Annotated in this window: 12 protein-coding genes and 2 tRNA genes; 7 read left to right on the top strand and 7 right to left on the bottom strand. The window is 42.3% G+C overall.

Features of this window, described 5'->3' with window-relative positions:
* Positions 1–186 precede the first annotated feature (186 nt).
* The gene (locus tag FD725_RS09510; RefSeq protein WP_179047900.1) at positions 187–975 is read left to right on the top strand and encodes an SDR family oxidoreductase; all 789 of its coding nucleotides are present in this window, start codon (positions 187–189) and stop codon (positions 973–975) included.
* A gap of 118 nt (positions 976–1,093) precedes the next feature.
* Here FD725_RS09510 and FD725_RS09505 read toward each other — a convergent pair whose 3' ends face one another.
* Positions 1,094–1,873 carry a photosystem II S4 domain protein gene (locus FD725_RS09505; protein WP_179047899.1) on the bottom strand — a complete coding sequence of 260 codons (780 nt, stop codon included), beginning with the start codon at positions 1,871–1,873 and terminating at the stop codon, positions 1,094–1,096.
* 233 nt (positions 1,874–2,106) lie between these two features.
* Here FD725_RS09505 and FD725_RS09500 point away from each other — a divergent pair, with 233 nt between their 5' ends.
* Positions 2,107–2,580, top strand: coding sequence for a DUF1499 domain-containing protein (locus FD725_RS09500; RefSeq protein ID WP_179047898.1), 474 nt, complete (start codon positions 2,107–2,109; stop codon positions 2,578–2,580).
* An 88-nt stretch (positions 2,581–2,668) separates the two neighbouring features.
* On the opposite strand, the gene FD725_RS09495 is transcribed toward FD725_RS09500, so the two are convergent.
* Positions 2,669–3,412 (bottom strand): hypothetical protein, encoded by a 744-nt coding sequence (locus FD725_RS09495; RefSeq protein WP_179047897.1) that lies wholly within the window; start codon positions 3,410–3,412, stop codon positions 2,669–2,671.
* A gap of 782 nt (positions 3,413–4,194) precedes the next feature.
* Between FD725_RS09495 and FD725_RS09490 the strand changes: the two genes are divergently transcribed.
* The 3 genes from FD725_RS09490 to FD725_RS09480 all read left to right on the top strand — a co-directional run bounded on the left by FD725_RS09490 (position 4,195) and on the right by FD725_RS09480 (position 6,114).
* Positions 4,195–4,318, top strand: a tRNA-OTHER gene (locus FD725_RS09490).
* A 34-nt stretch (positions 4,319–4,352) separates the two neighbouring features.
* Positions 4,353–4,475, top strand: a tRNA-OTHER gene (locus tag FD725_RS09485).
* 37 nt (positions 4,476–4,512) lie between these two features.
* The gene (locus tag FD725_RS09480) at positions 4,513–6,114 is read left to right on the top strand and encodes a TROVE domain-containing protein (RefSeq protein ID WP_179047896.1); all 1,602 of its coding nucleotides are present in this window, start codon (positions 4,513–4,515) and stop codon (positions 6,112–6,114) included.
* Between the two features lie 203 nt (positions 6,115–6,317).
* Here the strand turns inward: FD725_RS09480 and FD725_RS09475 are convergent, their stop codons facing one another.
* From FD725_RS09475 to xth, 5 genes are all read right to left on the bottom strand, one after another.
* Positions 6,318–6,713, bottom strand: a complete 396-nt coding sequence (locus tag FD725_RS09475) for a type II toxin-antitoxin system VapC family toxin (protein WP_179047895.1) — start codon at positions 6,711–6,713, stop codon at positions 6,318–6,320.
* Positions 6,710–6,994 carry a hypothetical protein gene (locus FD725_RS09470; protein WP_179047894.1) on the bottom strand — a complete coding sequence of 95 codons (285 nt, stop codon included), beginning with the start codon at positions 6,992–6,994 and terminating at the stop codon, positions 6,710–6,712. Before FD725_RS09470 ends, FD725_RS09475 begins: the two co-directional genes overlap by 4 nt.
* A 102-nt stretch (positions 6,995–7,096) precedes the next feature.
* Positions 7,097–8,593: an HlyD family efflux transporter periplasmic adaptor subunit gene (locus FD725_RS09465; protein ID WP_179047893.1), complete on the bottom strand. Its 1,497-nt coding sequence runs from the start codon at positions 8,591–8,593 to the stop codon at positions 7,097–7,099.
* Positions 8,594–8,797: 204 nt separating this feature from the next.
* On the bottom strand, positions 8,798–9,673 hold the full coding sequence (locus FD725_RS09460) for an SDR family oxidoreductase (RefSeq protein ID WP_179047892.1): 876 nt from the start codon (positions 9,671–9,673) through the stop codon (positions 8,798–8,800).
* A gap of 13 nt (positions 9,674–9,686) precedes the next feature.
* Complete coding sequence (gene xth / locus FD725_RS09455; protein WP_179047891.1) at positions 9,687–10,469, bottom strand: exodeoxyribonuclease III; 783 nt, start codon at positions 10,467–10,469, stop codon at positions 9,687–9,689.
* A 450-nt stretch (positions 10,470–10,919) separates the two neighbouring features.
* Here xth and FD725_RS09450 point away from each other — a divergent pair, with 450 nt between their 5' ends.
* Positions 10,920–11,987, top strand: coding sequence for a glycosyltransferase family 4 protein (locus tag FD725_RS09450; RefSeq protein ID WP_179047890.1), 1,068 nt, complete (start codon positions 10,920–10,922; stop codon positions 11,985–11,987).
* 56 nt (positions 11,988–12,043) lie between these two features.
* Positions 12,044–12,238 (top strand): hypothetical protein, encoded by a 195-nt coding sequence (locus tag FD725_RS09445; protein WP_179047889.1) that lies wholly within the window; start codon positions 12,044–12,046, stop codon positions 12,236–12,238.
* Positions 12,239–12,348: the final 110 nt, after the last annotated feature.

Raw genomic sequence — 12,348 nt, 5'->3', positions numbered from 1 at the left:
TTAGTATTCCCATGCTTTGCTCAAAAAAATCACCGATGACTAAACCCGGCTATGAGTTTGTAGCTGATAGTCACCATTTCTTTGGAGAGAAAATACTATGAACTAGTCAGCTCATTAGATGGATAAAAGCTAAAAATACTATTGTTAAAATTTAGAGAGTTAATCAGAAAATACTTATCCTTGACAATGACGACGGCTTTAATTACGGGTGCTTCTGGGGGAATTGGTGAGGCTTTTGCCAGAGAACTAGCTGCAAGGCAAACAAATTTGGTACTGGTGGCGCGTTCAGTCGAGAAACTGAATCAATTAGCGCAAGAACTACAACAGCAATACAAAATACAAGTAGATGTCATAGTTAAAGACTTAACAGAACCGGATGCAGCTGCGACTGTATTTGATGCCACGAAAACCCAAGGATTAACTATTGATATACTAATTAACAATGCTGGTTTTGGTGATTATGGCGACTTTGCCGAAAGCGATCGCACCAGACAAATCAAAATTGTCCAGTTAAATGTCTTGGCGTTGGTAGATTTAACCCACCACTTTTTACCCCTGATGCGTCAGCGTCGTTCGGGGAGTATCATCAATGTCGCCTCTATTGCTGCTTTTCAGCCAATACCATATCTCTCGGTTTATGCTGCAAGTAAGGCTTTTGCTGTCAGTTTTAGTGAAGCTTTGTGGGCAGAAAATCGTCAATATGGTATCAGAGTTTTAGTGGCGTGTCCTGGGCCGACAGAAACTAACTTTTTCACCGAAGCTAATTTCCCCCCAGCTTTGGCACAAACCACCAATACAGTTATGTCTTCCCAAGAGGTTGTGCGGGAATCTCTCACAGCATTGGAACAGTGGGAGCCAAATGTGATTATTAGCGATACTGGTACACATTTAAGAAGTGCAGTAGCTAAACTTGTACCACGAAAAATCCTGTTGACTTTGTTAGCTAAACATTTCAAAGTAGGGGCGGGTTTATGAGATATTCGTGAATGATTGAAGCATATTTGTGAACCCGCCCCTACAGCCTCTGAACTTCGGTTTGATCGTGTAAGCACAGGCTACGCCAACAAAAATCGAATACTAGTCCCATATCAAATTACATATATCTTGTTAATTGAACTCGGTAACGGTCTTTTTTAGTAACAGCAATTTCTCCTACTTCCAAGCGTCCTTTACCGCGAATGGCGATTAAGTCACCTGTTTTTACTTGGGAACTGGCTTGTGTAATTTCTTTCCAATTGACACGGACATCGTTAGCATCAATTAAATCAACCATCTTACTGCGAGACATCCCAAAACCAGCAGAAGCGATCGCATCTAGCCGTAAGGAAGCTTCCACAGTGGTTAATTCTTTTTTCTTGGGTTCCCGGACTTTTAACTCAGATATATCAATTGGCTGAGTTTTGACGGGAACTGATCGCACTTGTTGCAGATGCAGTTGTAAAAATTCCACCAATTCTGGAACAACGATCGCCTGTGCGCCGCGTTCACCCAAAACAATAATATCGCCCGTTTTTTCTCTGACAATTCCTGTCCCCAACATTGCGCCTAAAAAGTCGCGGTGAGTCGCTGAATCAAATAAGAAATTGCCGGCTATTTCCAGCACCACCAGACTGACTTGGGACTGATCTAATGGTAATTCACCGCGAGCGATCGCTAGTCTTTGCCGTTCTGCTTGCGGATATCCACCCCACGCCACTAATTGTACTTCTGTTAATCGACTAAACACCCGTTGAATTTCTGCTAACTCTGGAGGTGACAAAAAATCTGTTAAAACTACCTCCCAAGTCTTTATCGCCTGCTCTGCTTGGTCAATTACACGAGCTACACTATCTCGATTTTCAACACCCTTTAAAAGTTCTTCTCTTGGTAACATTTTTAATCGTTAATGGTCATTGGTCAATAGTCATTAGTCATTAGTCAATGGTCAATGGTCATTAGTCATTAGTCATTAGTCATTAGTCAATGATCAAAATTATTTTCTTCTTATCCCCTTGTCCCCTTGTCCCCTTGTCTCTCACTCACTACTCTCAGCTTAATCTTTAACAGGCATCCGAAATAACTCAAAATAGATTGAATGCTATTTAAACTCACAGGAGTAAATTTTTCATGTCCTGGCTAAAAACTTTTGCTCATCGGCTCCTATGGAGTATTACCTTAATCATACTGATGACTGTCAGTAGTGTAATCTTTCCTGCTACTGCTTCTGCTTTGGGAGTTAACAATGATCACCTCAGTGCTTGTCCACCTTCACCCAATTGTGTTGTCAGCCAAGATGCTGATCCTAAACACGCCATTGATGCGATCGCTTATCACGTCAACCGTGACAAAGCACGAGAAGTCCTACTTAAGGTTCTCACTGTTGTCCCCCGCACAGAAGTTGTAGAGCAGACAGATAATTACATCCATGCTCTTTCTAAGAGTCGCATTTTCAAGTTTGTCGATGATGTAGAGTTTTATCTACCCACGAATGAGTCAGTCATCCATATCCGATCAGCATCCCGCGTCGGTGATTCGGATTTGGGTGTTAACCGTAGACGGATGGAGCAAATTCGTTTGGCATTACAAGATTTAGATATTTGATTTTAGTCTTGTAATTCGCTACTTTTCCTCATTCTCTACTTTTGATATGAGCGATCGCCAAACCAAAAATTGGCGATTGATCAACTTGTTAGTTTTTGCTTTCATTTTCTTCTAATGGAAAAAACTCCTTAGTTTTTTCCGAAAAAGTCCAAGCAATACCATCAGGATCACGGTTACGAGTCCATTCTGGAAAATCTGGATCATTGCGCCGTTTGTAGACAGTGCTGGAATAAACGTTGAGTCGTTTAGCTAATTCTGATTGAATTAGTGAACCAAACATTAACTGTTTTTCCAGATTTTGCCTAACTTCTTCCTGAACTACTGGTGGTGGTAATTCAGTTTCTAGTTCTTCTACTAATGACTCTGGTGGCGGTGGTGGTGGTGCTAGGAGCGATCGCGCATCTGTAGTCACTGGTGGCGGTGCAATTTCTTTGACAGGCTCACTACTACTGAGGATGTCACCCAAAATACTACCCGTGATAAAGTAATAAACCTCACCACCTTCGGCTGCGGGTAGTATACTTGCACCAAACTCCCCAGCTCTCCCATCTAAATAACGTTTTGCGGCGCTTCCCGGAAAATTGCCCCGCATTGATAAATCTACTGGCGTAATTTTGCCCTGATTTTCTCGAATTAATTGACTAAAAACAGGATTAACTCGCTGACACCACTGCTGCCATTGATATTCTTGCCAAATCTTGAAACCAATTGCCACAACAATCAGCGCCAGCAAAAATCTCCAGGTAGAAACCAGGAAAATAACTAAAAACGATATTGGCAAAAGTAAAACGAGAAACGCCTTCCCGTTACTTTCGATTATTTTTTCACTCATGCCGATTTTTGCCAAGCGAATTTTTTAGGAAATAATATACTATATTGGCAAAAATTGAGACCAGTTTTTGTATATTTTGGCAAAGTCTCGGCAAAACTCAGCAGTGTCCTGACCTATTTGCGCCAAAAAACCTAAAATTTCGGCAAAAACAAGCAAAAATATTTTTGCCAAAGCAAGAAATACAAGTTTGTAATCATCTCTCAAGCGCGTCAGGGAAGACCAAAAAATAAATTATCCCAAATTCACTGATTAGTAGGGTGCGTCAGTGCCAGAAAACCTAGCTACATCAAGAAATTACTCATACTGACGCACCTTTGTATATTAAGATGCGATCAAAAATTTCAATTCCTATCTTGACACCTTAAATTACATATACTACAGTAATACTACAAGCTGACATTCCCAAAGAAGTTAGCCGAAATCCGTAGCAGATAGCTCAAATACCAGAGCGCCCCCTTTGCCTGTAAAGGCCGACAGATTGAGGGTTATCGATAGCAACTTGAACACCCCTTAATCAAACTTCTGGAAGTGCAGGTGCAAATCCTGCTCTGCTACACCTAAATCAGTAGTGAGTGCTGAGTTATGAGTAGTGAGTAGTTTTCTTACTAATTTTGAATTTGGAATTTTCATGTGGCGGGTAGCTCAGAGGTAGAGCGCTAAACATCCTTGTTCACTCCTTGTCTGCAAAGACCGAAGAATTGAGGATTATCGACATTTAATCACTATGAAGGAGGTTCAATTCCTGCTCCACCACTCCAAATCTGACATTTTGAATTTTCATGTGGCGGGTAGCTCAGAGGTAGAGCGCCAAAAACATCTTTGTTCACACCTTGTCTGCAAAGACCGAAGAATGAAGGTTATCGACATTTAATCGGGATGACGCAGGTTCAATTCCTGCCCCGCCACTCCAAATCTAAATTTTGAATTTTGTATTGATATGTGGCAGGTAGCTCAGAGGTAGAGCGCTAAACATCCTTGTTCGCCTCTTGCCTGTAAAGGCCGAAGAATTGAGGGTTATCGATTTGGGTTCGAGAGGACGCAGGTTCGATTCCTGCTCTGCCACCTTGCATTTTTGCCCGTGAGGGCTGGGAGATGAAGCCATGAATTACAACTTCTTTACTAAGAAAAAAACAACCACACCCCAATCTCAACCCATCCCTGGACGGGAAGCAGAGATGATTCAAGGACGTTCCGGTGGTTGGATGTTTGATGCGGGTATTTGGCAAATGCTGCGTCGGTGTCTATTAGTCGGCACAGCAAAAAGCACATACTACGCTGGCAAGCAAGAACTAACTGAAGATTTTGTAGCTGTTATTAAACAAGCCGTGGCAGAAAATCCTAGCCGGGTTGCGGAAGAAATTTTGTATGCCAGTGATGGACGCGCCATCAATAACAGTGCGCCTATCTTGGCTTTGGTATTGCTGTCGATGGGTGAAACACCAGAAGCAAAACAAGCATTTGGCGAAATTTTCCCGCAAGTTGTCCGTACAGGTAGCCACTTTTATGAATGGCTGAACTACACCAAATCTCTACGAGGTTTTGGTAAGGTGGTGCGGGAAGCTGGTAAATCTTGGCTATCAAGAGAAGATGTCAAGGGTTTAGCTTATCAATTGTTGAAATACCAACAACGTCAAGGCTTTACTCACCGTGACGCTTTACGCCTATTCCACGTCAAACCACCTACAGAAAACCACCGTCAACTCTATGAATGGGTAGTCAAAGGTTGGGCAGAATTACCAACAGAAATACCCTCAGCAGATTTGACACAGATTTGGTGGTATGAATGGCTCAAACGCCACCCTAGTGAAACTCACCAAGCCATTGTTCAAGGACACTTAACTCACGAAATGGCTGCACCCGTGGGCAATATGGACAAGCAAGCTTGGCAATTGCTATTTCAGGAAATGCCCATTGGAGCAATGTTGCGTAACCTTGGTTCACTCACTGAACTGGGTGTATTACGCACTGATGAAAGTGCCAACTTACTCCGTGTGGAAGGCATTCTTAACAGCAAAGAACGTTTGCAAAAAGGACGAATTCACCCCATTGATGTGTTAAAAGCCTTGAAAACATATCAATCTGGGGGAAAGTTAGGACGCAGTAAGAAAACATGGAATCCTGTTCCTCGCATCGTGGACATTTTAGAAAAAGCCGTGGAATTGTCCTTTGATGTAGTGGAACCTACGGGTAAAGTGTTCATGCACGCCGTAGACGTTTCTGGTTCTATGGGTAGCTTAGTTGCAGACATGGGGCTGAGTTGCTGTGAAATTGCTACCACAATGGCGCTTGTCACAGCCAAAGCCGAGAAGAACTACATGATTCGTGGCTTTGCTAACGAATTTCGGGAGTTGAATATCACCGCTAAAGATAGTTTTAGTTCGGCGGTGCGTAAAGCCAGCAACCAAAACTTCGGTGGTACAGATGCTTCTGTCGCTTATGAATGGATGATTAAGCACAAGTTCAAAGCCGATGTAGTCTGCTTCTGGACTGACTCAGAAAGCTGGGCGGGATACAAGCACCCATCTCAAGCATTGGCGGAGTACCGTAAAAAGGTCAACCCGGATGTTAAGGCTGTATATGTCACTTTGACACCTTATCAAATCACCTTAGTAGATCCTCAAGATCCCCTATCTTGGGATTTGGCAGGATTTGACCCCGGTACACCACGCATCATCCAAATGCTAGCTACAGGTGAGTTGTAAAAACGGCTGAATTACATCAGGGTAAAAGATAATAACTATCTTTTATCCTGCTTCATGGCGGGACATCCTGATTCATCACTTGCCTTGCGGGGACGCAGAATTTAGGGTTATCGGATAAATCCTCTCCATTTTGGGGATGAGCGGGTTCAATTCCCGCACCCGCCTTTAACTATGTTTTTCAAAAAATCTCTTACTTAATCCCTTTAAGGGAAAACTGTTTTTACATAAGAATAGGCAAGTATTTTTTCATCAACACTCACCAAGGGGACATCATATATTCTTGCTGTCGAAACGATAATTCTATCGGCTGGATCTTTATGAAAATTGCCTGGAAGTGAGTAGCAATCAATAGCAATTTGAGAAGTGATTGACAGAAGAACTACGCCTTCTTGTGCTAGGGCAATATTAAACCATTCTTGAACTGGACAAGGAAGAATTAACCGATTTTGGGTAACCAATCTGCTAATCTCTAATAAACTTATAGAGCAAACGCCTAAACCATAAGGTCTTTCTCTATTTATTGCCTCAGCGTGATTAGGGCTTAACTTAGAATCATTGTGATTCCACCAAACCCAAATATGAGTATCAAGAATGATCACAAATCATTCACCTCACAATCCTGATTTATTTCCCAATCATCAGGAGAAATAACGGGTTCATTAGGATCTGCTAAATAAACGTAGGGTTGCATTTCTCTAAGAGGATTAGCTGCAAATTTGGCTTTATTCTCAGCAGAATAGCTATTTCTCCCAAACTTTTCTTGGATAGTTTCCCTCAAAATAGAAGAGGCTAGTTCTTCAACGGAAATTTGTTGTAAAGCTGCCGCTTTAATTAGAGATTCTTGAGTTTCTTGACTGATGTAAATATTTGTACCAATCATTTTTAGGGTTTCTATTTTTTTAGATTATATCAAAAATCATCAGCAAAATTTTCTTATGAAGGTGCGTTAGCCTGACGGCATAACACACCCTGTAATGGTTAACTATCTGACAGAAAATGCTTCACTAAAGCGGCGAGTAACTGGTTCCATAATGAAAGTTAAAATTGATTTTTTACGAGTCACAATTTCACCAGTGGCAGCCATCCCTGGCGTAAATGTTACTTCTTGACCGCGCACAATAACTGAGTGTTGATTGAGCTTAATTCTGGTGGGAAAAACTAACCCCAATTCTTTATCAACGATGGAATTGGGACTTACTTGGTCAACAACACCTTCAATAGTGCCGAATTCTTGGAAGGGAAAAGTTGCCATTTTGACTTTTGCCTTCATACCTTTTTGAATAAAACCAATATCGCGGTTGAGAACTTTCACTTCTAGAAGCATTTCTTCACCTTCTGGGAGAATTGAAAGTAATTCTTCACCTGCTTGGACTGGCCCTTTTGTGGCTTTGATTTTATAGATTGTGCCAGCAACGGGAGATTTGATAGTTTCCCCATCTTCTTCTTTTCTAGCTTGCTCCAATTGACCAGAAGTATTCGCTAGTTCTTCACGGCGTTTGTTTGCTTGGGTTAAAATTTCGCTTTGGCGTTCTGATGCTAAACGTTGTGCTTGACTACGTGCAGCTTGATAGGCTTGTTCTGCTTGGCGAATTTCTTGAACTTGAGCAGCGATATCTTTTTCTAGGGATGTAACTTTGTCTTGTGCCTCGGTGATGCGATTTTGAGCGTTAGTCACCTCATCTTTGGCGCGAATAATTTCTGTTTGAGCGCGGGATAGTCTTTCTTTGGCTTCTAAGTAATCAACTCTGGGGACAGCACCAGGAGTAATGAGGGTACGTAAATTTTCTTCTCGGCTTTGGGCGATCGCTAAATTTTCTTCAACCTTATCACGGATGCTTTGGGCATTGACGAAGTTAGTTTTGGCGTTGACAAGGCTAGTTTTGGTATTAACTAAATTTTCTTGTAGGCGAGTGAGGCGGACTTTTGCCTGAGCAATCAGTGCTTGTTGACGATTGGCTTCTGCTTCTGCTCCGGCTTGACGTGCTTGATAGTCTCGCAAACGAGATTTTAAGAGTTCGTCTTGTATTTCTGTACCGGTGGTTTGACCACCTATGCGTTCTACTTCCAGACGCTGCAAATCTTGTTGAATTAGTTGTGTGGCTTTAGCTAGGCGGTTAACATCAGTTTGCTTCAAGTCTGGGTCACGTTGAATTAAGACTTGATCCTTAGTCACGCGATCGCCTTCTCTGACTTTAATACTATCGATTATCCCATTACCTAAAGCTGTCACTGGTCGTACTTGGGTGGAAGCAATTAATTCCCCTTGTGCAACCGCGACTTCATCGATTTCCGAGAAATTAGCCCAGGCGATCGCGCCAAATACGATCACGCTAATCGTTCCTGCCAGTAATCTAGTATACAGTGGCGGCAATTCCTTGACTGCCTTACCCAGTTCATAAGATAGTTGGTCTTCTGGTCTGGCAAATTGCTGTTTTGTCTGACGAGCTTGAGCCGCATTGGCGGATAGGGAATATTTCATAGGGGATTGGGGATTGGGGATTGGGGATTGGGGATTGGGGATTGGGGATTGGGGGAGGGGACAGGTAACAGGTGACAGGGGACAGGTGACAGGGGACAGGTGACAGGGAAGAGGCAAGAGTCATTAGTCTTAGTCATTGGTCAGTTGCTACACTCAGCACTCAGCACTCAGCACTCCCTCACTCCCTCCCTCAGCACTCTTCTTTCAAACTGCTAAATAGCGGCGCAAAAAACTTTCTAAGGTTTCCAACTGGAAATTGAAAGTCTGCTCTATGTTAGCTACTTCATCTCTTCTACAGAAAAATTCATTGGCCAGTAATGTGCGAAAGGTTCCTAAAGCTGTTTGTGCTTCAGAATTCATTAAGCCCAAAACACCCCGCAAACTATCAACTATAAATAATGGTGCATGAACCACCACTGGCTGTTTATTGAAGATGCGACTAAAAATTTGTGGAATATCTTCACGTAATAAAATCTCTGGCCCCCCGACGGAAAATATTTGATTATGAGCTGCTGGAACTATCACTGAATCAATTACTATCTTTGCCAAATCATCTGTACTAACAATCGATGTGCGATTTTTGGGGTCGCCAATCAGTAGATATAATCCCGTATCCCGAAACCTTTCTGCTAAAGATAATAAGTTAGATGCTAATCCAGCCGGACGTAAAATGGTGTAATTTAAGCCACTAGCCGCTAAATATCGCTCTACAGCCCGCTTGGCTTTGAAAACGGGCGCATCTTCATAACCTCTGTCGGCTCCTAATACGGAAATGAAGATAAAGTGCTGTACGCCATTAGCCTTGGCTTGGTCAATAAGTTGAATATTCGCGCGGTAGTCAAGGCTTAGAGCATCGCTATCAGAACCGTGGGCGCTAACTATATATTGAATACCACGACACGCCTTTTCAATATCTTGTTCTTGCCGTAAATCACCAATGAAAATATCTGCTCCTCGATGTTCTAGTTCGCCGTAACGCGACGTGAGTCGTACAAATGCGCGTACAGACTCCTCTCGTTCACGTAGGAGTCGCACAACTCGGCGACCGATTCCTCCTGTTGCTCCAGTTACTAAATACATAATGGTTAAGGTTTTAAAATTCAACAATCACGGGTGTGTGGTCACTTGGTTGGGTGAGTTTTCTGGGTGCTGTGTCAATGATGCAACTTTTTGCTTTCTCGTACAGGACTGGTGTGAGATAGTGATGGTCGATGCGCCAGCCGAGGTTGCGGCGGAAGGCGGCGGTACGGTAGTCCCACCAACTGAAATGTCCGCCTTCGCTGGTAAATTTGCGAAAGGCATCAGCAAATCCCAATTCTAGAACATCTCTTAGGGCTTGGCGCTCTGCTGCGGATGCCATGATGTGATTTTCTGGGTTGACTTTTTCGTGAATGTCTCTCGCTTCTAGGGCAATATTAAAGTCACCACATACACAGATGGCTGGTTGGAGTAGTAATAGATTTTGCAAATATTCTCTTAGTACTGTCAACCAGCGTAATTTAAACTCGTATTTCTCGCTGCCGACGGCTGAACCATTGGGAACGTAAAGGTTGACAATGCGAATGCCATCTAGTGTGGCTGTAATGACTCGCTTTTGCTCATCCCATATGGGATCAATATTTGGCAAAATTGGTGTAAATCCGGCACTAACATCTATAAGTGGTTGCTGACTAATTAAAGCGACACCGTTATAAGCTTTTTGTCCAGAAAAATAGAGGTGGTAGCCTAATTCGACAAAAGGCGATCGCGGAAAATCTGCATCTACAACTTTGGTTTCTTGCAAACAGAGAATGTCAACGGGATTTTCACGTAACCAATCAATCACTTGTTCTAAACGAGTGCGAATCGAGTTGACATTCCAAGTAGCGACTTTCATGAGTTGATTAATAGTAGGATGAATGAAGAACTAGTTTTTCCAGAAGAATTTTTTAGAATGATTTAATATTTATGATTTCTCTGTGTTTTCTACCATTTTCTCTATGTTGATATCAGAATAAGTTGATCCCAGTCTAGATTTTTAGTATTCTTGGCTACAAAATTTATATTTTTGTCAGTTTGGCTACATAATAGTTTACTGGGTTATGATCCTCCGGACAGATGTAAGTGAGAAATGTAAGCTATATTCTAAAAACAGTTGCTTATTCGTTCTGACAAACGATTTGAAATTATCCCGTAAGTTTTGATAGTACTGTTAACCTATGTTGCGCTTTTAGGTGTTAGTTAGGTTAATTTAAATGTCAAAAGAGTAAGTAATAATATTATTCCTCATAAGATGATGTAGGTCTTAATTGTGAGGAGCATCTTACCGGCTGAACCAAAACAATCTATGAAAATCGCTCAGGTTGCCCCCCTATGGGAACGAGTTCCGCCTCCTAGTTATGGAGGGATTGAACTGGTAGTAAGTCATTTGACTGATGAACTAGTTCGTCGTGGCCATGAGGTTACATTATTTGCCTCTGGTGATTCTCAAACCTTGGCTGATTTAGCAGCAGTTTATCCGCGTGCATTACGCTTAGAAAACAATGTTCAAGAGTATGCCGCCTATGAAACGCTACAACTAAGCCAAGTCTATGAAAATGCGGCGGAATTCGATATTATTCACTCTCACGCAGGGATTTCGGCATTACCTTTAGCGAGTTTGGTCTCAACTCCTACGGTGCATACTTTGCACGGTAACTTTACTAAAGATAACCGTAACGTTTTTAGTCACCATCATAAGCAACCATACGTTAGTATTAGTAACGCCCAGCGTCAAATTCATCTCAACTATATTAAAACCGTTTATAACGGTATTGAATTAAGAGATTATCCATTTATTGCCCAACCAAAAGAACCGCCATATTTGGCATTTTTAGGACGATTTTCTCCAGAAAAAGGGCCACATCATGCGATCGCGATCGCTAAACAAACAGGCTGGCGCTTGAAGATGGCAGGAAAAGTTGATGCAGTCGATTTAAAGTTTTTTGAACAAGAAATTGCCCCCCATATAGATGGTCAGCAAATTGAGTACTTAGGTGAAATTACCCACACCGAAAAAACTGAACTGCTCGGCAATGCTGCAATCACTCTTTTTCCGATCACTTGGCAAGAACCTTTTGGGTTAGTAATGATTGAATCAATGGCAACTGGTACACCAGTAATAGCCATGAATCTGGGTTCTGTACCAGAGGTAATTGACCACGGCAAAACAGGATTTATCTGCCAAAATTATGACGAAATGTCGCAGATGATTCCTGCCGCTTGGGAATTACAACGTCGCTGTTGTAGAGAACATATAGAACACAAATTTAGCGTTACCCAAATGGTTAACGAATATGAAGCGGTTTATGAGCAAATTATCACAAGCCGCACCAAGCTAAATGGTTATATCCATGCCGCTAAAATCCGATTTTAAACAACAACTTTTTTTAACCTTTTTCAACAACAAATTCTTTTTAGGAGGACATTGGTATGAGTATGCGAGCCAATAATTGCCCATGTTGCGGTGGTTCTCTCCTCCGCCATGTCCGTCACGGAGAACTGTATTGGTTCTGTCTCTCATGTCGGCAAGAAGTGCCACTATTAGTTAACAACAATCGTTTGCCCAATGTGGATACTCGCAATACAGCCGGTGTCACCCAGTCGGCGATGAGTGCTGAGTGCTGAGTAGGGGAGTGAGGGAGTGAGGGAGTGCTGAATGCTGAGTGAGGGGTACAGGGGTGTGAACAGTGAACAGTGAACGTTTATTAACTGGTAACTGATTTGGTAGGGGTGCA

The organism is Nostoc sp. TCL26-01 (assembly GCF_013393945.1).
GTDB lineage: Bacteria > Cyanobacteriota > Cyanobacteriia > Cyanobacteriales > Nostocaceae > Trichormus.
The sequence above is the reverse complement of the archived record's forward strand: the minus strand, read 5'-3'. Positions and strand labels throughout refer to the sequence as shown.